This is a genomic window from Streptomyces lomondensis (assembly GCF_014651035.1).
Taxonomy (GTDB): Bacteria; Actinomycetota; Actinomycetes; order Streptomycetales; family Streptomycetaceae; genus Streptomyces; species Streptomyces lomondensis.
In genome coordinates this window covers 455,125-475,709 of the sequence record NZ_BMWC01000002.1, presented here as the reverse complement: position 1 = coordinate 475,709, position 20,585 = coordinate 455,125, and the positions used below count along the sequence as shown (strand labels likewise).

Annotated in this window: 19 protein-coding genes; 12 read left to right on the top strand and 7 right to left on the bottom strand. The window is 72.8% G+C overall.

Features of this window, described 5'->3' with window-relative positions; all coding sequences use genetic code 11:
- Nucleotides 1–81: 81 nt before the first annotated feature.
- The 4 genes from IE255_RS09595 (at nt 82) to IE255_RS09580 (ending at nt 4,389) form a co-directional block, all read left to right on the top strand.
- The gene (locus IE255_RS09595; protein ID WP_190049758.1) at nt 82–936 is read left to right on the top strand and encodes a bifunctional methylenetetrahydrofolate dehydrogenase/methenyltetrahydrofolate cyclohydrolase; all 855 of its coding nucleotides are present in this window, start codon (nt 82–84) and stop codon (nt 934–936) included.
- Complete coding sequence (locus tag IE255_RS09590; RefSeq protein ID WP_190049757.1) at nt 926–1,417, top strand: DUF3017 domain-containing protein; 492 nt, start codon at nt 926–928, stop codon at nt 1,415–1,417. The genes IE255_RS09595 and IE255_RS09590 overlap by 11 nt, the downstream gene beginning before the upstream one ends.
- A gap of 387 nt (nt 1,418–1,804) precedes the next feature.
- Nucleotides 1,805–3,067 carry an XRE family transcriptional regulator gene (locus IE255_RS09585; RefSeq protein ID WP_229906335.1) on the top strand — a complete coding sequence of 421 codons (1,263 nt, stop codon included), beginning with the start codon at nt 1,805–1,807 and terminating at the stop codon, nt 3,065–3,067.
- Nucleotides 3,068–3,399: 332 nt separating this feature from the next.
- A complete protein-coding gene (locus IE255_RS09580; RefSeq protein WP_190049755.1) occupies nt 3,400–4,389 on the top strand; it encodes a malate dehydrogenase in 990 nt (329 codons plus the stop codon).
- Between the two features lie 58 nt (nt 4,390–4,447).
- Here IE255_RS09580 and IE255_RS09575 read toward each other — a convergent pair whose 3' ends face one another.
- A complete protein-coding gene (locus IE255_RS09575; protein WP_190049754.1) occupies nt 4,448–5,344 on the bottom strand; it encodes a bifunctional helix-turn-helix transcriptional regulator/GNAT family N-acetyltransferase in 897 nt (298 codons plus the stop codon).
- Between the two features lie 104 nt (nt 5,345–5,448).
- Here IE255_RS09575 and IE255_RS09570 point away from each other — a divergent pair, with 104 nt between their 5' ends.
- From IE255_RS09570 to IE255_RS09545, 6 genes are all read left to right on the top strand, one after another.
- Nucleotides 5,449–6,021 (top strand): DinB family protein, encoded by a 573-nt coding sequence (locus IE255_RS09570; protein ID WP_190049753.1) that lies wholly within the window; start codon nt 5,449–5,451, stop codon nt 6,019–6,021.
- A 180-nt stretch (nt 6,022–6,201) separates the two neighbouring features.
- Entirely contained in the window at nt 6,202–7,722 is a 1,521-nt protein-coding gene (locus IE255_RS09565; protein WP_190049752.1) for an aldehyde dehydrogenase family protein, read from the top strand.
- Between the two features lie 63 nt (nt 7,723–7,785).
- The gene (locus IE255_RS09560; RefSeq protein ID WP_190049751.1) at nt 7,786–9,318 is read left to right on the top strand and encodes a GMC family oxidoreductase; all 1,533 of its coding nucleotides are present in this window, start codon (nt 7,786–7,788) and stop codon (nt 9,316–9,318) included.
- 32 nt (nt 9,319–9,350) lie between these two features.
- On the top strand, nt 9,351–10,421 hold the full coding sequence (locus IE255_RS09555; RefSeq protein ID WP_190049750.1) for a quaternary amine ABC transporter ATP-binding protein: 1,071 nt from the start codon (nt 9,351–9,353) through the stop codon (nt 10,419–10,421).
- Entirely contained in the window at nt 10,421–12,370 is a 1,950-nt protein-coding gene (locus IE255_RS09550) for an ABC transporter permease (protein ID WP_190049749.1), read from the top strand. Before IE255_RS09555 ends, IE255_RS09550 begins: the two co-directional genes overlap by 1 nt.
- Before the next feature lies 1 nt (nt 12,371).
- The gene (locus IE255_RS09545; RefSeq protein ID WP_190049748.1) at nt 12,372–13,328 is read left to right on the top strand and encodes an ABC transporter substrate-binding protein; all 957 of its coding nucleotides are present in this window, start codon (nt 12,372–12,374) and stop codon (nt 13,326–13,328) included.
- 6 nt (nt 13,329–13,334) lie between these two features.
- Here the strand turns inward: IE255_RS09545 and IE255_RS09540 are convergent, their stop codons facing one another.
- The 3 genes from IE255_RS09540 to IE255_RS09530 are packed head-to-tail and all read right to left on the bottom strand — an operon-like array spanning nt 13,335 to nt 14,994.
- Nucleotides 13,335–14,051, bottom strand: coding sequence for an isocitrate lyase/PEP mutase family protein (locus IE255_RS09540; RefSeq protein ID WP_190049747.1), 717 nt, complete (start codon nt 14,049–14,051; stop codon nt 13,335–13,337).
- Complete coding sequence (locus tag IE255_RS09535; protein WP_190049746.1) at nt 14,048–14,494, bottom strand: carboxymuconolactone decarboxylase family protein; 447 nt, start codon at nt 14,492–14,494, stop codon at nt 14,048–14,050. Before IE255_RS09535 ends, IE255_RS09540 begins: the two co-directional genes overlap by 4 nt.
- Nucleotides 14,491–14,994, bottom strand: coding sequence for a carboxymuconolactone decarboxylase family protein (locus IE255_RS09530; protein WP_190049745.1), 504 nt, complete (start codon nt 14,992–14,994; stop codon nt 14,491–14,493). Before IE255_RS09530 ends, IE255_RS09535 begins: the two co-directional genes overlap by 4 nt.
- A 47-nt stretch (nt 14,995–15,041) precedes the next feature.
- On the opposite strand from IE255_RS09530, the gene pdxR reads away from it, so the two are divergent.
- Both pdxR and IE255_RS09520 read left to right on the top strand, forming a co-directional pair.
- Complete coding sequence (gene pdxR, locus IE255_RS09525; protein WP_190049744.1) at nt 15,042–16,430, top strand: MocR-like pyridoxine biosynthesis transcription factor PdxR; 1,389 nt, start codon at nt 15,042–15,044, stop codon at nt 16,428–16,430.
- Nucleotides 16,431–16,478: 48 nt separating this feature from the next.
- Nucleotides 16,479–16,946, top strand: coding sequence for a carboxymuconolactone decarboxylase family protein (locus tag IE255_RS09520; RefSeq protein WP_190049743.1), 468 nt, complete (start codon nt 16,479–16,481; stop codon nt 16,944–16,946).
- Between the two features lie 64 nt (nt 16,947–17,010).
- Here IE255_RS09520 and IE255_RS09515 read toward each other — a convergent pair whose 3' ends face one another.
- The 3 genes from IE255_RS09515 to IE255_RS09505 are packed head-to-tail and all read right to left on the bottom strand — an operon-like array spanning nt 17,011 to nt 20,572.
- Nucleotides 17,011–17,814 carry an aminotransferase class IV gene (locus IE255_RS09515; protein WP_229906334.1) on the bottom strand — a complete coding sequence of 268 codons (804 nt, stop codon included), beginning with the start codon at nt 17,812–17,814 and terminating at the stop codon, nt 17,011–17,013.
- A gap of 11 nt (nt 17,815–17,825) precedes the next feature.
- On the bottom strand, nt 17,826–19,004 hold the full coding sequence (locus tag IE255_RS09510; protein WP_190049742.1) for an FAD-dependent monooxygenase: 1,179 nt from the start codon (nt 19,002–19,004) through the stop codon (nt 17,826–17,828).
- The gene (locus tag IE255_RS09505) at nt 19,001–20,572 is read right to left on the bottom strand and encodes a class I adenylate-forming enzyme family protein (RefSeq protein ID WP_190049741.1); all 1,572 of its coding nucleotides are present in this window, start codon (nt 20,570–20,572) and stop codon (nt 19,001–19,003) included. Before IE255_RS09505 ends, IE255_RS09510 begins: the two co-directional genes overlap by 4 nt.
- Nucleotides 20,573–20,585 lie beyond the last annotated feature (13 nt).

The window sequence follows — 20,585 nt, the reverse complement described above, 5'->3', positions numbered from 1 at the left end:
GGATACGGGCGGAGGGACCCCGCGGTGCCCGGATTGCGGCCGGATTGGAACCGTGGCGGGGTCATCCGCGAGGATGGGGTCATGACCGCCCAGATTCTCGATGGCAAGGCCACCGCAGCCGCGATCAAGTCCGATCTGACCGCCCGCGTGGCGGCGCTGAAGGAGAAGGGCGTCACGCCCGGCCTCGGCACGATCCTCGTCGGGGACGACCCCGGCAGCCAGAAGTACGTCGCCGGCAAGCACCGCGACTGCGCCCAGGTCGGCATCGCCTCCATCCAGCGGGAGCTGCCCGGCACCGCCACGCAGGAGGAGATCGAGGCGGCCGTGCGCGAGCTGAACGAGGACCCGGCCTGCACCGGGTACATCGTGCAACTGCCGCTGCCCAAGGGCATCGACGAGAACCGCATCCTGGAGCTGATGGATCCGGACAAGGACGCGGACGGGCTGCACCCCATGAACCTCGGGCGCCTCGTCCTCAACGAGCCGGCGCCGCTGCCCTGCACCCCGAACGGCGTGCTGACCCTCCTGCGCCGCTACGGCGTGGAGATCAAGGGCGCCGAGGTCGTCGTCGTCGGCCGCGGCGTCACCATCGGCCGCCCGATGCCGCTGCTCCTCACGCGCCGCAGCGAGAACGCGACCGTGACCCAGTGCCACACCGGCACCCGTGACCTGTCGGCGCACCTGAAGCGCGCGGACATCATCGTCGCCGCGGCCGGTTCCGCCCACCTGATCCGCGCCGAGGACGTCAAGCCGGGCGCGGCCGTCCTCGACGTCGGCGTCTCCCGCAGCGCCGAGGGCAAGATCGTGGGCGACGTCCACCCGGACGTGGCCGAGGTCGCCGGCTGGATCTCCCCGAACCCCGGCGGGGTCGGCCCGATGACCCGCGCCCAGCTGCTCGTCAACGTGGTCGAGGCGGCGGAGCGCAGTGTCGGCTGAGCAGCAGACCCCCAGCGAGCAGGACACGTCCGAGGGCCTCACCGTCCGGGACCCCGTCAGCGCGCCCGACGCCGAGGGGGTGCCGCGGCGGGTCACCCGGCGGTTCCCGCTGTTCACCAAGGACACCGCGCGGCCCGAGGGCGGTGGCCGCGCCGCGTCCGGGGACGCGCCCGCGCCCGCGCGGCAGTGGCCCGTCCTCGCCGTGCTCGGTCTGGCCGGAGTGGGCCTGCTGGTGACGGCGTTCGACCAGTTCCGGCTCGGGACACTGCTGATCGGCGTCGCCCTGCTGGGCGGCGGTGTGATGCGCTGGCTGCTGCCGGACGTCGGCATGCTCGCCGTCCGCTCCCGCTTCACGGACATCGTCACCTACGGCGTCCTCGGCCTGGTGATCGTCATGCTGGCGCTGATGGCCCAGCCGAAGCCGTGGCTTCAGATCCCGTTCCTGAAGGACACGCTGCACTTCACGGTCACCAGCGAGTGACGAGAGCGGCGGCCCGTCCTCTCCCCCGAGGAAGGACGGGCCGCCGCCACGACCCACCCTCGTGCACGGCGAACTGCCTGTTCAACTGCTGTCAGTGCGCTGTGGCACGGAAGTGACGGTTCCGGTACGTCCCGCTTCCGATTTCGCACGAACTGGTGCAACAACGGGGTTGGCGTGGACAATCAGGACGGTCCAGGGTGTATCGCGCGCGCTCCCCACGCTCCTGTGCGCCCCCAGGTCTGGGAACTGAGATCCTGAGTGGGCGCATCCCTGTGGGTAGCCACAACGGGGACTCGGCCAAGGCCGCCACGCGCGGGGCGAACAGCGCGGGACATAACAGCACGAACCGGGGGGAAGAGGGGGGAAGCAATGCCTCGTTGGAGGGCCTTGCCGGATGAACTCGATCCACAGATCAGGGAGTTCACCAGCCAGTTGCGCAGACTCGTGGACCGCAGCGGTCTGAGCATCGCGTCGGTGGCGGACCGCACGGGCTACAGCAAGACGTCGTGGGAGCGTTATCTGAACGGCCGGCTGCTCGCGCCCAAGGGCGCGATCGTCGCCCTGGCCGAGGTCACCGGGACCAACCCGGTCCACCTGACGACCATGTGGGAGCTCGCCGAGCGTGCCTGGAGCCGCTCGGAGATGCGGCACGACATGACGATGGAGGCCATCCGGATCTCCCAGGCGCGCGCCGCGCTCGGGGAGTTCGGCGGGCAGGACTTCGGCGGTTCCCCGGCCGACGGCAAGGCGGCGTCCGCCGGCGGCAAGACCGCCCGCAGGAGCGGCAGTGCCACGGTCACGCCGGGTATCGCGGGCCCGGCCGGAGTGGCCCCGACGGTGCCGCCGCAGCCGACGGCTCCCGAGGTCCAGGACTCCACCGGCGGCGGGGTGCGCGAGGACGCCGGCCGGGGCGCGAGCGAGGTCAACTCCTGGGGCATCGCCGGGTACAAGGGCCCCTCGCCGGCGGGCGGACGCCCCGCCGGCACCGGGTCCTGGCCCGGTTCGGGGGCCGGAACACCCGCCGGGCCGTCCGCAGGGACTCCCACCGGGCCCACCGGGTCGCCCGGCGGACCCGCCCGGACACCGGCCGCGGGGGCGGGCTCGTACGGCGAACCCCCGCGGGACGTCACCCCTACCGGCTCCGGCCGGGCCGGCGGCTCCGCCGGCAAGCGGAGGACCGGGACGTTCCTCGCGGGTGTCGTGGGCGTGCTCGTGGTGATCGCCGGCGCGTTCTACCTCACCGGCGGTGGCGACGCGACCAAGGGCAGCGCCAAGCCGCCCGCGCCGACCGCCAGCACCGACCCGGACCTGCCGCCCGGCGTGAAGTGCAGCGGCGACAGCTGCACCGGCAAGGACGCCGAGAGCATGGGGTGCAGTGGTGACCTGGTGACCACCGCCCAGACCGTCACCGTCGGCACGACCGTCGTCGAGGTCCGCTACAGCGAGACCTGCAAGGCGGCCTGGGGCCGTATCACCCAGGCCGCGCAGGGCGACGAGGTCCAGGTCAGCGCGGGCAAGGCCAAGCAGGGCGGAAGCATCACGGTGGCCGGGGACACGATCGCGTACACCCCGATGGTGGCCGTGAAGAACGCCGCCGACGCCAAGGCCTGCGCGACGCTGGCGTCCGGACAGCGGGGCTGCACCGAATAGCCGGAGGCGGCGCGATCCGTTCGAGCCGGGAAGGAATTCGGGAGAGGGAGGCATGCCCGCGGGAATCGCGGGCACGCGAACGGTACCCCCACGGGATTCCGGCACGGTCGGTTCCCCCCCCCAAGGCGGCCGCCTTCGTCCTCCTCTCCCGGACGGGCGGCCGCCTTTTGTGTGGCTTGGGGCGGTGTTGTGGGGTGGGCCACACCGACCCGGCCGTCCGGGATCCCGGATGCGCGATAGCCTGACCGCTGGATGGATCTCTTGACGCCAAGAGATCGATCAAACGTCCGGGGCAGGGACGCCCCACCGCCAGCTGTCATACGGAGAACGCCATGACCCGCACTCCCGTGAACGTCACCGTCACCGGCGCGGCCGGCCAGATCGGTTACGCCCTGCTCTTCCGCATCGCCTCCGGTCAGCTGCTCGGCGCGGACGTGCCGGTGAAGCTGCGCCTGCTGGAGATCACGCCGGCGCTGAAGGCGGCCGAGGGCACGGCCATGGAGCTGGACGACTGCGCGTTCCCGCTCCTGGCGGGCATCGACATCACGGACGACCCGAACGTCGCCTTCGACGGCGCCAACGTCGGTCTGCTCGTCGGCGCCCGCCCCCGCACCAAGGGCATGGAGCGCGGCGACCTGCTGGAGGCCAACGGCGGCATCTTCAAGCCGCAGGGCCAGGCCATCAACGCCCACGCCGCGGACGACATCAAGGTCCTCGTCGTCGGCAACCCGGCCAACACCAACGCCCTGATCGCCCAGGCCGCCGCGCCGGACGTACCGGCCGAGCGGTTCACGGCCATGACCCGCCTGGACCACAACCGCGCCCTGACGCAGCTGTCGAAGAAGACCGGTACCCCGGTCTCCGAGATCCGGAAGCTGACGATCTGGGGCAACCACTCCGCCACGCAGTACCCGGACATCTTCCACGCCACGGTCGCCGGCAAGAACGCCGCCGAGGTCGTCAACGACGAGAAGTGGCTGGCCGAGGACTTCATCCCGACCGTCGCCAAGCGCGGCGCCGCCATCATCGAGGCCCGTGGCGCCTCGTCGGCCGCCTCCGCCGCCAACGCCGCCATCGACCACGTCTACTCGTGGGTCAACGGCACCGCCGAGGGCGACTGGGTCTCCATGGGCATCCCGTCGGACGGCTCCTACGGCGTCCCGGAGGGCCTGATCTCCTCCTTCCCGGTCACCTGCAAGGACGGCAAGTACGAGATCGTCCAGGGCCTGGAGATCAACGAGTTCTCCCGCGCCCGGATCGACGCCTCCGTCAAGGAGCTCGAGGAGGAGCGCGAGGCGGTCCGCGGCCTCGGCCTCATCTGACCGTCGGTTTCTCCCCGTCGGCCCCGTACCGGTTCCTCCGGTGCGGGGCCGGCGGCGTTCAGGGGGCCAGCCGCTTCTCGAACCAGTGCTGGCCGTAGACGTGGTCGCTGTACGCCGGGATCTCCTGGTAGCCGCACGCCCGGTACATCGCCCGCGCCTCGGTGAGCACGGCGTGCGTGTCGAGCCGTACGACGTTCCAGCCGCGGCGCAGGGACTCGTGCTCGATCGCGGCGAGCAGACGGCGGGCGAGGCCGAGGCGGCGGGCGTCCGGGTGCACCCACACATGGCGGATCTCGCCCACCCCGGGCTCCAGCCGCCGCAGCGCCCCGCAGCCCACCGGCCGGCCCTCCTCGTACGCCACGAAGAACGCGCCCGCGTCCCCCGAGACCTGGCCGGGGCGGACCAGGTCCGCCTTGTCGAAGCCCTCGGGGAAGCGGGCGTCGAGGTCGGCGGCGTACGCGTCGAGGCAGGCGCGGGCGTCCGGGGCGTGGCCGTCGACCAGCTCGACGGTGATGGCCGCGAGGCGCAGCAGCCGCCGGGCGGTGGCCATCGCGTCGGTGAGCTGCTGCCGCTGGGGTGCGGTCAGGCCCCTCAGCACGTCCGAGGCGAGGGTGTCGGCGCGGCGGTTCTGCTCCTTGACCTCGACGCGGCCGGCCGGGGTCAGTTCGATCATGCGCAGCCGGTTGTCGTCCGGGTGCGTGCGCAGCCGGACCATGCCCTGGGCCTGGAGGGCCTTGGCCATCCGGCTGAGGTATCCGGCGTCCAGGCCGAGCCGGCTCCTGAGCTCGCGCAGGGAGACACCGGCCGGGTTCTCGGAGATCTCGAACAGCAGCCGGGCCTCGCCGAGCGGGCGGTCCTGGCCCAGGTAGTGGTCGTTCAGCACACCGATCCGGCGTGTGAAGTAGCGGTTGAACCGGCGGAAGGCCGCCACCTGCTCCGTCGACACTGGCTCCATAATCTTTGACTTTAGTCAAAGGAATCGGATGCGTCGACCGAGGTGTCGACCGGATGTGCCGAGCTCCCGGCCCGTTGTCAGACCCGGGCCCTAGCCTTCGGGGCATGACTCAGGACACGGAGGCGGTACCGCTGGAGCCGCCGGTCGCCGGCGACGAGGTCGCGACCCTCGTCGGCTCCCTGGAGCGACAGCGCAGGACGTTCGCCTGGAAGACGGAGGGGCTGGACGCGGCCGGTCTGGGGGTGCGGATCGCGTCCTCCTCCGTCACCCTGGGCGGGCTGCTCAGGCACCTCGCCCTGGTCGAGGACCAGTACCTGTCCGTGCGGCTGCTCGGGAACGAGCCCGCGCCGGAGTGGCGCGCGGGGGACCGGGACGCCGAGCCGGGCTCGGAGTGGAGATCGGCCGCCGGGGACACGCCCGAGCAGCTGTACGCACTGTGGGCGGGGGCCGTGGCCCGGTCCCGGGCGAACCTGCGGTCGGTGCTCGCCGAGGGCGACGCCGGCCGGCTCGCCGCGTTCACCACGAGGGACGGGCGGTCCCCGAGTGTGCGGCGGATCCTGGTCGACCTGATCGAGGAGTACGCGCGGCACGTCGGGCACGCCGACCTCATCCGCGAGTCGATCGACGGACGGGTGGGGGAGGACCCGCCGGAGGACTTCCAGCCCTGGACGATCTGACGTCACCGCACCTGATCGACGGGTGGTTTGCCCCTGATTGTCCGCATCTCCCGTGACACAGCACACTTTCGGCCATGGATCGCGCATGCATCCGGGGGTGCAGGGCAGGCGCACTCGGTCTCTTAGTGACACGTGTGTGACACAAGGGCGCTGATCAGGAACGGAAGGCGAAAAGCGATCATGGCGGAAAGTACCGAACTTCAGGCGCGCGAAACCATCCACGCGGGAGGGGAGTGGCGCGCGGCCGTCTCCGGCGCCACGCGCGAGATCCTCGACCCCGCGGACGCCCTGCCGTTCGCCGTGGTCGCGGAGGGCGACGAGAAGGACACCGACCTGGCGGTCGCCGCGGCCCGGCGGGCGTTCGACGAGGGGGAGTGGCCGCACACCCCCGTCGCCGAGCGCGCCGCGCTGCTGCGCCGCGTCGCCGACCTGCTCGTGCGGGACCGGGAGAAGCTGGGCCTGCTGGAGGCCCGGGACGCGGGCAAGACCGCCGAGGAGGGCCGCGTCGACATCGACTGCGTCGCCGACGCCTTCCGCTACTTCGCCGACCTGGTCGCCGGCGAGGCCCCCGGCCGGGTCGTGGACGCGGGCTCGCCCGACATCCACAGCGTCGTCGTGCACGAGCCGGTCGGCGTCTGCGCGATGATCACGCCCTGGAACTACCCCCTCCTCCAGGCCAGTTGGAAGATCGCCCCGGCCCTGGCCGCCGGCAACACCTTCGTCGTCAAGCCGAGCGAGATCACCCCGATGACGACCATCGCGCTGATCGAGCTGCTCGTCGAGGCCGGCCTGCCCGCCGGTGTCGCCAACATCGTCACCGGGCCCGGCCATTCGGTCGGCGCCCGCCTGTCCGAGCACCCCGACGTCGACCTGATCTCCTTCACCGGCGGCCTGGTCAGCGGCACCAAGGTCGCCCAGGCCGCCGCACCCACCGTCAAGAAGGTCGCCCTCGAACTCGGCGGCAAGAACCCCAACGTCGTCTTCGCCGACGCCTGCGCCACCGAGGAGGGCTTCGACACCGCCGTCGACCAGGCCCTCAACGCCGCCTTCATCCACAGCGGCCAGGTCTGCTCGGCCGGCGCCCGCCTCATCATCGAGGAGTCGGTGCGGGACCGGTTCGTCACCGAACTCGCCCGGCGCGCCGAGAAGATCCGTATCGGCCGCGGCACCGAGGACGGCGTCGAGTGCGGCCCGCTCGTCTCCGAGCAGCAGCGCGCCAAGGTCGAGGCGTACGTCGAGTCCGCCCTCAAGGAGGGCGCGGTCCTGCGCTCCGGCGGCAAGCGCCCCGAGCCGTCCCTGCAGCGCCCGGAGAACGGCTACTTCTACGAGCCGACCGTCCTCGACCACTGCCACCGCGAGATGCGCGTCGTACGGGAGGAGGTCTTCGGGCCGGTCCTCACCGTCGAGACCTTCCGCACCGAGGACGAGGCCGTCGCCCTGGCCAACGACACCGAGTACGGCCTCGCGGGCGGCGTCTGGACCGCCGACCCGGGCCGCGCCCGCCGCGTCGCCGGCCGGCTGCGCCACGGCACGATCTGGATCAACGACTTCCACCCCTACCTGCCGCAGGCGGAGTGGGGCGGTTTCGGCAAGAGCGGAGTGGGCCGCGAACTCGGCCCGGCCGGACTCGCCGAGTACCGCGAGACCAAGCACGTCTACCAGAACCTCGCGCCGAAGCCGGTGCGCTGGTTCGCGGGCTGACCTACCCCACCCTTCGAGCCCGACCACGTCCCCCCGGTTCACCCCCACTGGAGCAAGCACGCCATGTCCCACGCCAGCCATGAGTACGACTATGTCGTGATAGGCGGCGGAACAGCCGGTTCCGTCATCGCCTCCCGTCTCACCGAGCACCCCGATGTCACCGTCGCCGTCATCGAGGGCGGCCCCAGCGACGTGGGCCGCGACGACGTGCTGACCCTGCGCCGCTGGATGGGCCTGCTGGGCGGCGAGCTCGACTACGACTACCCCACCACCGAGCAGCCACGCGGGAACTCGCACATCCGGCACAGCCGGGCCCGCGTGCTGGGCGGCTGCTCCTCGCACAACACCCTGATCGCCTTCAAGCCGCTGCCCGCCGACTGGGACGAGTGGGAGGCCGCCGGCGCCAAGGGCTGGGGCGCGGTGCAGATGGAGGCGTACTTCGCGCGCCTGCTCAACAACATCGTCCCGGTCGACGAGAAGGACCGGAACGCCATCGCCCGAGACTTCGTCGACGCCGCCCAGCAGGCGCTGGGCGTGCCGCGCGTCGACGGCTTCAACAAGAAGCCGTTCACCGAGGGCGTCGGCTTCTTCGACCTCGCCTACCACCCCGAGAACAACAAGCGGTCCTCGGCGTCGGTGGCGTACCTGCACCCGGTGATGGACGAGCGGCCCAACCTGACGATCCTGCTGGAGACCTGGGCGTACAAGCTCCAGCTCGACGGCAACCGCGCCGAGGGCGTGCACGTGCGCACCAAGGACGGCGAGGAGATCCTCGTCAAGGCGCGCAACGAGGTGCTGCTGTGCGCCGGCGCGGTCGACTCGCCCCGGCTGCTGATGCACTCCGGCATCGGCCCCAAGGCCGACCTGGAGAAGCTCGGCATCCCCGTCACGCACGACCTGCCGGGCGTCGGCGAGAACCTGCTCGACCACCCCGAGTCGGTCATCGTCTGGGAGACGAACGGCCCCATCCCGGAGAACTCCGCGATGGACTCCGACGCGGGCCTGTTCGTGCGCCGCGACCCCGAACTGGCGCACCCCGACCTGATGTTCCACTTCTACCAGATCCCGTTCACGGACAACCCGGAGCGACTGGGCTACCAGCGGCCCGAGTTCGGCGTCTCGATGACCCCGAACATCCCCAAGCCGAAGAGCCGCGGCCGGCTCTACCTGACCAGCGCCGACCCCGAGGTCAAGCCCGCCCTCGACTTCCGCTACTTCACGGACGAGGACGACTACGACGGCCGCACCCTCGTCGACGGCATCAAGATCGCCCGCGAGATCGCCAGGACCGAGCCGCTGGCCGGCTGGCTCAAGCGCGAGGTCTGCCCCGGCCCGGACGTCACCGGCGACGAAGAGCTGAGCGAGTACGCCCGCAAGGTCGCGCACACCGTCTACCACCCGGCGGGAACCTGCAAGATGGGCGCCGACGACGACCGGCTCGCGGTCGTCGACCCCGAGCTGCGCATCCGCGGCCTGGAGGGCATCCGGGTCGCCGACGCCTCCGTGTTCCCCACCATGACCACCGTGAACCCGATGATCGGCGTGCTCATGGTCGGGGAGAAGGCCGCCGAGCTGATCGGTGGTGGTGCCAAGTGACCGCGACCCTCGAACCCCCCACGGAGCAGACCATGGACACCACACCCGTCTTCTCGGTGGAGGGCCTGTGGAAGGTGTTCGGCCCCAAGGCCGAGCGCGTCCCCGCCGACCCCGAGCTCACCGCCCTCGACCCCGCCGAGCTGCGCGCCCGCACCGGCTGCACCGCCGCCGTCCGGGACGTCAGCTTCGACGTGCGCAAGGGCGAGGTCTTCGTCGTCATGGGCCTGTCCGGCTCCGGCAAGTCCACGCTGGTGCGCTGTCTGACCCGGCTGATCGAGCCGACGGCGGGCACCATCGCCATCGACGGCGAGGACGTCCGCGCCATGGACCGCTCCCGGCTGCGCGAACTGCGCCGCCACCGCGCCGCCATGGTGTTCCAGCACTTCGGCCTGCTGCCGCACCGCACGGTCCTCGACAACGTCGCCTACGGCCTGGAGATCCAGGGCATGGGCAAGGCCGAGCGGCGTGAGCGGGCCGCCGCGGTCGTCGCCAAGGTCGGCCTGGAGGGCATGGAGCAGCGCCGCCCCGGCCAGCTCTCCGGCGGTCAGCGCCAGCGCGTGGGCCTGGCCCGCGCGCTCGCCGTCGACCCCGAAGTCCTGCTGTTCGACGAGCCGTTCAGCGCGCTCGACCCGATGATCCGGCGCGACATGCAGGAGGAGGTCGTCCGGCTCCACCAGGAGGAGGGCCGCACGATGGTCTTCATCACCCACGACCTCCAGGAAGCCCTGAAGCTGGGCGACCGCATCGCCCTGATGCGCGACGGCCGGGTCGTGCAGCTCGGCACGCCCGAGGAGATCGTGGGCTCGCCCGCCGACGACTACGTCCGCGAGTTCGTCCGGGACGTCCCGCGCGAGCAGGTCATGACCGTCCGTACGGCCATGCGCCGCCCCGTGGGACACCAGGACGGCAGCGGACCGGCGGTCCGGCCCGAGGCGACGGTCTCCGAGGCGATCGAGGCGGTCGCCCGCGCCGGCGCACCGGCCCGTGTCATGGACAAGGGCCGCTGCGTGGGCGTGATCGACTCCGACACGCTGCTCGGCGTCGTCGCCGGCACGGAACAGCCCGCTCCGCCGGGGACCGGGCAGCCCAAGGAGGCGGTGTGATGGCGACCATCACCGCCAACCCGCCCCGCATCGGCCTGCCCGCGCTGCTGAAGAACCGGGCCGTTCACAAGCTCCTCCTGCTCGCCGCCGCGGCAGCGATCCTGGTGCCGCTGGCCGACGCCCGCTGGGCCAGCGGCACCTGGCCGAGCGCGCTGACCCTCGACTTCTCCGAGCCGCTCGCCAAGGCCAGCGACTGGATCATCGACAACCGCGACAGCCACCCGCTGTTCCTGTACTTCTTCGGCCACGTCAGCAACGTCGTCGTCATCGCCGTACGGGCCGTCTACCTCACCCTCCTGGCCATCGGCTGGGCGGGCGTCACGGCCCTGGGCGCGCTGGTCGCCTGGCGCGTGGCGGGCGTGCGGCTGGCGCTCGGCACGGCCGTCGCGTTCCTCGCCTGCGGCCTGCTCGGCATGTGGGTGCCGACCATGCAGACCCTCGCCCTGATGGTCGTCGCGGTCCTCGCGTCGGTCGTGGTGGGCGCGCTGCTCGGGCTCGCCTCCGGGCTGTCCGACCGCATGGACCGCGTGCTGCGCCCCGTCCTGGACACCATGCAGGTGCTGCCCGCCTTCGCCTACCTGCTGCCGGTCGTGCTGGTCTTCGGCATCGGCGTCCCGGCGGCCGTCCTGGCCACCGTCGTCTACGCCGCCCCGCCCATGGCCCGCCTCACCGCGCTCGGCCTGCGCGGCGCCGACAAGGAGGTGCTGGAGGCGGTCGAGTCGCTCGGCTCCACCGCACGCCAGCGGCTGCTGACGGCCCGGATCCCGCTGGCCCGCAAGGAACTGCTCCTCGGCGTCAACCAGACGATCATGATGGCGCTGTCCATGGCCGTCATCGCGGCCGTCATCGGCGCGGGCGGTCTCGGTGACCGCGTCTACCAGGCGCTGGCCTCGGTCGACGTCGGTGCCGCGCTCGCCGCCGGTATCCCGATCGTGCTGCTGGCCGTCGTCCTGGACCGCGTCACCGGTGCGGCGGGGGAGCGGCTCGGCGCCGAGCCCGAGCCCCGCAGCGGCCTCGGCTGGCTCCTCGCCCTGGCCGGTGTCGTCGCCGTGGCGGTCGCCGGGCGGCTCGCGGGTCGGCTGGACTGGCCCGAGGCCTGGATCGTCAACATCGCCGAGCCCGTCAACCGCGCCGTCGACTGGATGACCGCGCACCTGTACTCCGGCGTCCCCGTCATCGGCGGCACCGCCGACTGGGCGGGCCACTTCACCACCTGGGTCCTCGACCCGGTGCGCGACGGCCTCCAGGGGCTGCCCTGGTGGTCGCTGCTGCTGATCGTCGCCGCCCTGGCCTGGGTGATCGGCACCTGGCGCACCGCGCTCACCGCCGTCCTCGCCATGGCCGCGATCGGTGTCCTCGGAGTCTGGAAGCCGTCCCTGGACACCCTCTCCCAGGTCCTGGCGGCCGTCGCCGTCACCCTGGTCGTCGGCTTCGCCGTCGGTATCGCGGCGGCCCGCAGCGACCGCCTGGAGCGCATGCTGCGCCCCGTCCTGGACGTCTTCCAGACGATGCCGCAGTTCGTGTACCTGATCCCGGTCGTCGCCCTGTTCGGCGTCGGCCGCGCCCCGGCCGTCGCCGCGGCGATCGTGTACGCGCTGCCGGCCGTCGTGCGCATCACCACCCAGGGGCTGCGCCAGGTCGACCCGGCCGCGCTGGAGGCCGCCGGCTCGCTCGGCGCGACCAGCTGGCAGCAGCTGAAGCAGGTGCAGCTGCCGCTGGCCCGCCCGGCGCTGCTGCTCGCCGTCAACCAGGGCCTCGTCCTGGTCCTCGCCGTCGTCGTCATCGGCGGCCTGGTCGGCGGTGGCGCGCTCGGCTACGACGTCGTCTTCGGCCTCGCCCAGGGCGACCTGGCGACCGGTCTGGTGGCCGGCGTGGCGATCGTCTGCCTCGGCCTGATGCTCGACCGGGTGACCCAGCCCACCGAACGCCGCGCGAAGAAGGGAGCGTGACATGCGAGTCCGCAAGACGGCCCTGGTAGCCGCTCTGAGCTCCCTGGCGCTGCTTACCGGCTGCGGCGCCGCCGACATGACCAAGCAGGCCTCGCCCTTCGCCAACGCGCAGGGCGCGAAGACCGTGACCCTGTCCGTGCAGTCCTGGGTGGGCGCGCAGGCCAACGTGGCCGTCGCCCAGTACCTGCTGGAGCACGAGCTGGGCTACCGCGTCGACACCGTCCAGGTCGACGAGGTGCCCGCCTGGGACGCCCTCAGCCAGGGCCGCGTCGATGCGATCCTGGAGGACTGGGGCCACCCCGAGCAGGAGAAGCGGTACGTCGACGACAAGAAGACGATCGCCCGCGGCGGCGAACTCGGCGTCACCGGCCACATCGGCTGGTTCGTCCCGACGTACCTCGCCAAGAAGTACCCCGACATCACGAACTGGAAGAACCTCAACAAGTACTCCCACCTGTTCCGCACCCCCGAGAGCGGCAACAAGGGCCAGCTGATGGACGGTTCGCCGTCCTACGTCACCAACGACAAGGCGCTGGTGAAGAACCTGAAGCTGGACTACCAGGTGGTGTTCGCGGGCTCCGAGGCGGCGCAGATCACGCAGATCAAGCAGTTCGCCAAGGAGAAGAAGCCCTTCCTCACCTACTGGTACGCGCCGCAGTGGCTCTTCGAGAAGGTCCCCATGACCGAGGTGAAGCTGCCGCCGTACAAGGAGGGCTGCGACGCCGTCCCGGAGAAGGTCGCCTGCGCCTATCCGCACACGCCGCTGGAGAAGTACCTGAACTCGGGCTTCGCTAAGAACGGCGGCAAGGCGGCGGCCTTCCTGAAGAAGTTCCAGTGGACGACCGAGGACCAGAACGAGGTCTCCCTGATGATCGCCGAGCAGAAGATGTCCCCCGAGGACGCGGCGAAGAAGTGGGTGGACAGCCACAAGTCCACGTGGAAGAAGTGGCTGTCCTGACGTCCCCTACGTCAGACGGGCGGCGATCTCCCGCAGGGCCCGGGCGGCCCGCCGCTGGAGTCGCGGCCCGAAGGTGATCCGGGTGGCCCCTCGCGCGCCGAGTTCGGCGGGTGAGGGGCCCTCGTCGACCAGGGCCCCCACGTTGATCGGCCCCTCGATCCCGGCGCGCAGCAGCGGCAGCACCTCCGGCGGGGCGCCGATCGGGTACACGCAGTCGGCCCCGGCGGCGACGTACAGCGCGGCCCGCTCCACGGCCCGCTCCGGGTCGGCGACCCCGCGGGCGAAGGTGTCCACGCGGGCGTTGACGAAGAGCCGGTCACCCGCCGCCGCCCGCACCTCGGCCAGCCAGTCGGCGTGCGCGTGCGGGTCCTTGAGCACCCCGCCCTCGGAGTCCTCCAGGTTGCAGCCCACCGCCCCGGCCTCCAGCAGCCGCTCCACCAGCTCCTTCGGGGCGAGCCCGTACCCGCCCTCCACATCCGCGGACACCGGCACGTCGACGGCCCGGACGATCCGGGCGACCGCCGCGAACATCTCGTCGGCCGGGACCTGCCCGTCCTCGTACCCGAGGGAGGCGGCGACGCCGGCGCTGGGCGTGGCGAGCGCCTCGAACCCCGCCTCGGCGAACACCCGGGCACTGGCCGCGTCCCACGGCCCGGGCAGCACGAGCGGATCACCGGGCGCCCGGTGGTGATGCAGGGCGCGGAACACTTCGGCCTTGCTCATGGTGTGTAACCCCCCGGCGGGATCCGGCGGCCGACCATCACCCGGTTCCAGTTGTTGATGGCGACGACCAGCCCGATCAGATGGGCGAGCCGGGCCTCGTCGAAGTGCTCGGCGGCCCGCTCGTACACCTCGTCCGGCACGAAACCAGTGGTCAGCACGGTCACCGCCTCCGTCAGCGCCAGCGCGGCCCGCTCTCGCTCGTCGAAGACGTCCTCGGCCTCCTCCCACGCGGCCAGCAGATCGAGCTGCTGCTCGCTCACCCCGTACTCACGGGCGATCGCGAGGTGCATGTCCAGGCAGAACGCGCAGTGGTTGAGCTGCGAGGCGCGGAGCACGACGAGTTCGGCCAGGGCGGGGTCGCCGAGCCCCTTCTTGGCGGTGGCGCTCAGGGCGGACAGGGCCCGCGCGACCGCCGGGTCCAGCAGCCGGGTCCGGGTCGTCACTTGTACTGCCCCGGCCGGTAGTGGCCCGGTGTCATACGGCAGGTCACCCCGAACCGGTTCCAGGCGTTGATCGCCGTGATCGCGGCGATCAGCTGCGCCAGCTCGGCCTCCTCGAAGTGCCGGGCCGCGTTCTCGTACACCTCGTCCGGCACGAAACCGTCCGTCAGGACCGTCACGGCCTCCGTCAGTTCCAGGGCCGCGAGCTCCTTCGCGGTGTAGAAGTGCCGGGACTCGTCCCAGGCGCTCAACTGCACGATCCGCTCGACGCTCTCGCCCGCCGCGAGGGCGTCCTTGGTGTGCATGTCGATGCAGAAGGCGCAGTGGTTGATCTGGGAGGCGCGGATCTTCACCAGCTCGTACAGCGTGTGGTCGAGGCCCTGCCGGGCGGCGATCTCCAGCCGGACCATCGCCTTGTAGACGTCGGGCGCGTGCTTGGCCCAGTCGAGGCGGGCGGGCTGCTCGGCGGCGTACTCGGCGGTCTTCTCTTCACTGATCGTCATGGACTCGACCCTAGGAAAAAAGCAGCCCAGGAGTATGGTCCATTTCCATGGCGGAACGCTGGGCCACTTTGGGCATCGACCTGCATGTGGAGCCGACCGGGCCGGGCCTGCGCCGGGGGCTGACCGATGCCCTGCGCAAGGCGGTGCGCTCCGGCCGGCTGGCCCCCGGCACCCGGCTGCCCTCCTCGCGCACGCTCGCCGCCGACCTGGGCATCGCCCGCAACACCGTCGCCGACGCCTACGCCGACCTGGTCGCGGAGGGCTGGCTGACGGCCCGGCAGGGCTCGGGCACCCGCGTCGCCGAGCGCGAGGTCGTCCCGCCGGCCGGCACGGCACCCCACCCCCGGGCCGGCACCCGCCCGGCCTACGACCTGCGCCCCGGCAGCCCCGACCTCGCGTCCTTCCCGCGCGCGGAGTGGCTCAAGGCCGCCCGCCGCGCCCTCGACGCCGCCCCGTACCACGCGCTGGACTACGGCGACCCCCGCGGCCGCCCCGAGCTGCGGGCCGCGCTCGCCGGCTACCTCTCCCGGGCCCGGGGCGTGCGCGCCGACCCCGAACGGATCGTGGTGTGCGCCGGGTTCGGCCACGGCCTGAAGCTGCTCGGCACGGCCCTGCGGGCACGCGGGGCACGGACCGTCGCGGTCGAGTCGTACGGCCTCGGCGTGCACGGGCGGATCCTGACCGCGTCCGGCCTGCGCACCACGCCGCTGCCCTTCGACCGGCTGGGCACGGACCCCGGCGAGCCGGCCGGTGCCGACGCGGTCCTGCTCACCCCCGCCCACCAGTTCCCGATGGGCGTGCCCCTGCACCGCGACCGCCGTACGGCCGTCGTGGACTGGGCGCGGCGCACCTGCGGCCTGGTGCTGGAGGACGACTACGACGGCGAGTTCCGCTACGACCGGCAGCCCGTCGGCGCCCTCCAGGGCCTGGACCCCGACCGGGTCGTCTACCTGGGCACCGCCAGCAAGTCCCTCGCGCCGGGGCTGCGGCTGGCCTGGATGGTGCTGCCGCCGGACCTCGCCGAGCAGGCCGCCGCGGCCAAGGGCGGCGTCGACGTCTGCGGGGCGCTGGACCAGCTGACCCTGGCCGAGTTCCTCACGTCCGGGGCCTACGACCGTCATGTGCGCGCCACCCGGCTGCGCTACCGGCGCCGCCGGGACGCCCTGGTCGCCGCCGTCGCGGCCCGGGCCCCCGAGGCCCATGTCACCGGCATCGCGGCCGGTTTGCACGTCCTGCTGCGGCTGCCGCCCGGCACCGAGCAGTCGGTCGTCCAGGCGGCCCACTGGCAGGGACTCGCGGTCCACGGACTCGGCCGCTACCGGCGCGCCGACGCGCTCGCCGAGCCGGTCGACGCCCTGGTCGTGGGATACGGGACACCGCCGGACCACGCGTGGTCCGGAGCGCTGGACGCACTCTGCGCGGTACTGCCCGGATAATCGCGGGAATTCGCCTCCGGAATGCCGTGCGAAGGATATGGTCACCCCATGAGCGAAAGCCTTTCCCCGTCCCGTGTGGCCCTGAAGAAAATCACCCCCGACGTCTCCGCCGCAATGGGTTCCCTGCATGCCGCCGCCGTTTCCGCGGCGCAGGACGCCGAACTCGAACCGGAACTGCTGGAACTGGTCAGGATCCGCGCCTCGCAGATCAACGGCTGCGCGTTCTGCCTCGACCTGCACACCAAGGACGCCCGCGCCCGGGGCGAGACCGAGCAGCGCATCTACACCCTGAACGCCTGGCGGGAGACGCCCTTCTTCACGGAACGCGAGCGCGCCGCCCTGGCGTTGACCGAGGCCGTGACCCTGGTCCACGACGGCCGCGTCCCGGACGCGGTCTACGCCGAGGCGGCCGGGGTCTTCGACGAGAACCAGATCGCGGCCCTCATCTGGGCGGCCACCGTCATCAACGCGTACAACCGGATCGCGATAGCGACGCGTATGGTGCCGAAGAACTGAAGCGGACAGCGGAAAACGCGCCGGGTCGAATTCCTCCGACCCGGCGTAACCATTCCCCTGGAATTCAGCTCTCCGGCAGCGGTTCCATAACTCCGTCCAGCCACGCCCGCCATTCCCCGGCCCGTTCCGCCGGAGGCACTCGCATCGGCCGTCCGATCCACTCCGTCACCGGCCGGATCCCGTGCAGCGCGTTCGTCAGCCACACCTCACGGCCGTCCAGTTCGGCCACGGTCCGCTCGCGGTGCGCGATACGGATCCCGGAGCGCAGCGCCCGCTCCTGGACCAGCCCGGCCGTCACACCCGGCAGGACGGGCAGCCGGGGCGGGGGCAGGCACAGGGTGTCGTCCTCCCACCACAGGAGGCTGGCGGTGGCCGACTCCAGCACCGTGCCCGAGGGCGCGATCAGCACCGCCTCGTCCGCGCCCTCGCCGCAGGCCCGGCGGCGCATCCGGGCCAGGGTCTCCAGGTCCGGGCCCTTGCGGCGGGGCACGGTCCGCGGGTCGGACTGGCCCGCCGCCCACAGCCGGATCGCCGACCCGAGCGGCGGAGCGGGCCGCAGCCGCAGCCGCAACTCCAGGGATCCCGCGGCGAGTTCCACCCGGGGGAACCACGCACCCGTGCGCGGCAGCACGGCGGTCATGTCCTGCCAGAACTCGACGAGCCGGCGCGGCTCCGGCCCGCCGCACTCACCGCAGGACCGCGAGAACCGCTCACGGTGCCGGGCGTAGGCGCGGACCCGGCCCTCGCGCAGCAGCCACGAGTCCGCCACCAGCAGCCGCCCACAGGCCGCCTGATCCGGGGCCGGGGCCAGGCCGCGGCCCGGCGTCCACGTCCACAGGCCCTCCGCCACCGCCGGTCTGGTCTTCAACTGTTCCTCCTTCAGTACCTGCCGCCCGCGACGGCCGGCGCCCCGTGCCGGGGCCCGTACGGCGCGTGCTCCAGCCAGGATCCGCACCACGGCAGCACCGGCGCCAGCGCCGCCGCCGCCCGCTGCCCGACCCGGACGATCCGGCGGCGCGGCCGCAGATGGTCCAGGGCCGCACCGGCCGCGGCGCTGTTGAACAGGGCCGCCGCGCGCCGCACCTCGGCGAAGCGCGCCACCGCCTCCCCCGTCCCCGCGGCGATCGCCTCGGCAGCCGCCGCCGCGTCCGCGATCCCGCTGTTCATGCCGCGCGCCCCGAACGGCGGGAAGAGATGCGCCGCCTCGCCGGCCAGCAGCACCCGCCCGCGCGGATCGGTGAACGAGGCCGCCACCTTGCGCAGGAAGCGGTACGTCGACACCCACAGGATCCGGTCGCCGTAGCCGTCCCCGGCGACCGCGGGCAGCCAGCGCCGTACGGCCTCCTCGCTGCCGAACTCCTCCGGCCGGTCGTCGTCCCGGCACTGGAGGTCGACCTGGAAGCCCCCGGTGAACGGCACCCGCATCACACTGCGCCCGCCGACCCCCGGATGCTCGTAGTGGAAGACCCGCTCCAGCGGCAGCTCGGCGCCCGGGACGTCGGCGACGTCCACGACGACGTGGACGCCCTCGCCGTGGGTCCCCTCCAGCTCGATGCCCAGCTCGCGCCGGACCGTGGAGCGGGCCCCGTCGGCGGCGACGGCGTAGGAGCCGGACCACACCTGTCCGTCCGCACCCGTCAGCCGGACCCCGGTCTCCGTGGTGCGTACACCCGCCACGCGCGCCCCCCAGACGAACTCCACGCCGGCCCGCTCGCAGGCCGCCCGCAGGAACCGTTCGGTGTCCGTCTGGCGCAGGCTGGTGAAGGGCGGCGGGCCGGACGGGGGCGGGAAGGTCCGGGCGTAGACCTCGCGGCCCCGGTAGAGGGTGCGCCTGGTGTGCCAGGTCCGCCCGTACGACGTGATCTCGGCGGCGAGGCCGGGCAGCATGGCGTCCAGCAGGGCGAGGGTCTCGCGGTGCACGAACAGGGCCCGGCTGCCCGGCCGTCGACGGTCCTCCGGGTCGGCCTCCAGCAGGACGACGGGGAGTCCGTGAGCCCGCAGCGCGAGGGCAGCCGACAGGCCCGCGGGCCCGGCGCCCACCACCACGACCGGGCTCATGCCCGGGCGCCTTCGGCCCTGGTCCCGGTCAGCATCCGGGCGATCTCCACGCGCTTCACCTTCCAGGTCGCGGTCATCGGCAGGTCCTCGAACCGCCACTGCCGCGGTTCGGCCATTGCCGGCAGGTCCGCCGTGGCCCGCCGCCAGCGCTCCGGGTCCAGGGGCCGCTCGCCGCGCACGCACACCACCGGCACCGGCTCCCGGTCCGCGCCCGGCACGATGACGACCTCGCGCAGCTCCTCCAGCCGGGACATCAGCGCGTCCTCGACCTCCAGGTTGCTGTGCACGGCGTCGATCCGGTCCACCTCACGGTCGATCAGGTGCAGCGCGCCCAGGCGGCTGCGGTGGCCCAGGTCGCCCATCTCCCACCAGCCGTCGGTGAGCTGGCGGTCGTAGCGCTCCGGCATGCCGAGGTAGGTGAGGATCCGGCCCCGGGTGCGGGCCTCGATCCGGCCGGGCGTGCCCGGCGGGACCGGCCTGCCCGCGGCGTCGGTGACGCGGACCCGGGTGAAGCCGGGTATCCCGAACCCGACCCGGCGGCCGTCCGCGCGGGCGGCGCCGCGCCGGGTCACCACCTGGAACGCCACCGGGCCCGTCTCGCTCTGCCCGTACAGCTGGATCAGCCAGGGCGTACGCCGCCGCGACGCGTTCAGCAGCCGCCGCACGGTACGCGGATGGATCGCGTCGAACGTCGAGCCGTACGACCGGACCCGGGACAGCGGGGCGCCGGGCGCGTCGGCCAGTTCCTCCCACAGCACGAACGTGTTGGGGTGCGTCTCCACGATGCCGGGCCGGTGCCGGACCAGCAGCGGGCCCACCGCGGCCGGGTCCGGGTCGGTGATCAGCACGAGCGGGCTGCCGAAGTGCAGCAGCACGCCGAGCAGGTGGTAGAAGCGCGAGTGCACGAACGACATGTGCAGGGCCGCGGTCTCGCCCCGGGTGGGCCAGCCCATCGCCTGCTGCGGCACGAGCCGGTTCCACATGGTCTGCGCGCAGTGCACGGCCAGTTTGGGGACGCCGGTGGTGCCCGAGCTGTGGGTGATGAGGGCGGGTTCGCGGGGGTGGAGCCGGACGGGCGGGGGCGGCTCGGCCCCGGCGTACGCCGCCAGCGGCTCCGCCCCGGGCGCGTCGTCCACGGCGAGCGTCCGCCGCACGAGCCCCGGCAGGTCCAGGCCCTTGAGGCCGGCCAGGGTGACGCTGTCTGTGATCAGCCAGGGCCGGCGCAGCCGCTCCAGGAGCTGCCCGGCCACCTCGGGGGCCAGCGCGGGCGACAGCAGTACCGGCACCGCGCCGATCCGGGAGGCGGCGCAGGTCAGCAGCATGATGTCGACGTTGTCGGCCTTGTGCACGACGACCTGCTCCGAGGGCCGCACCCCGGCCTCCCACAGCCGTCCCGACAGCTCCTCGACCAGGTCGGCCAGGACGGTGTAGGTCAGGTCGACCCCGAGGGCGGGGGCGACGTCCAGCGGCCGGTCCAGGGTGACGAAGACGGCCCCGTGCCGGTCGGCGGCACGCCGGAAGACCGGTCCCAGGTAGAAGCCGCGGTCGGCGAACAGGGGCTGTCGCATGGGGTCGTTCCTT

Excerpts from the sequence above, each read along its gene's own strand:
- IE255_RS09595 (WP_190049758.1), top strand. The coding sequence starts at position 82 with ATGACCGCCCAGATTCTCGATGGCAAGGCCACCGCAGCCGCGATCAAG.
- IE255_RS09580 (WP_190049755.1), top strand. The coding sequence starts at position 3,400 with ATGACCCGCACTCCCGTGAACGTCACCGTCACCGGCGCGGCCGGCCAG.
- IE255_RS09575 (WP_190049754.1), bottom strand. The coding sequence starts at position 5,344 with ATGGAGCCAGTGTCGACGGAGCAGGTGGCGGCCTTCCGCCGGTTCAAC.
- IE255_RS09570 (WP_190049753.1), top strand. The coding sequence starts at position 5,449 with ATGACTCAGGACACGGAGGCGGTACCGCTGGAGCCGCCGGTCGCCGGC.
- IE255_RS09565 (WP_190049752.1), top strand. The coding sequence starts at position 6,202 with ATGGCGGAAAGTACCGAACTTCAGGCGCGCGAAACCATCCACGCGGGA.
- IE255_RS09560 (WP_190049751.1), top strand. The coding sequence starts at position 7,786 with ATGTCCCACGCCAGCCATGAGTACGACTATGTCGTGATAGGCGGCGGA.
- IE255_RS09555 (WP_190049750.1), top strand. The coding sequence starts at position 9,351 with ATGGACACCACACCCGTCTTCTCGGTGGAGGGCCTGTGGAAGGTGTTC.
- IE255_RS09550 (WP_190049749.1), top strand. The coding sequence starts at position 10,421 with ATGGCGACCATCACCGCCAACCCGCCCCGCATCGGCCTGCCCGCGCTG.
- IE255_RS09545 (WP_190049748.1), top strand. The coding sequence starts at position 12,372 with ATGCGAGTCCGCAAGACGGCCCTGGTAGCCGCTCTGAGCTCCCTGGCG.
- IE255_RS09540 (WP_190049747.1), bottom strand. The coding sequence starts at position 14,051 with ATGAGCAAGGCCGAAGTGTTCCGCGCCCTGCATCACCACCGGGCGCCC.
- IE255_RS09530 (WP_190049745.1), bottom strand. The coding sequence starts at position 14,994 with ATGACGATCAGTGAAGAGAAGACCGCCGAGTACGCCGCCGAGCAGCCC.
- pdxR (WP_190049744.1), top strand. The coding sequence starts at position 15,042 with ATGGCGGAACGCTGGGCCACTTTGGGCATCGACCTGCATGTGGAGCCG.
- IE255_RS09520 (WP_190049743.1), top strand. The coding sequence starts at position 16,479 with ATGAGCGAAAGCCTTTCCCCGTCCCGTGTGGCCCTGAAGAAAATCACC.
- IE255_RS09510 (WP_190049742.1), bottom strand. The coding sequence starts at position 19,004 with ATGAGCCCGGTCGTGGTGGTGGGCGCCGGGCCCGCGGGCCTGTCGGCT.
- IE255_RS09505 (WP_190049741.1), bottom strand. The coding sequence starts at position 20,572 with ATGCGACAGCCCCTGTTCGCCGACCGCGGCTTCTACCTGGGACCGGTC.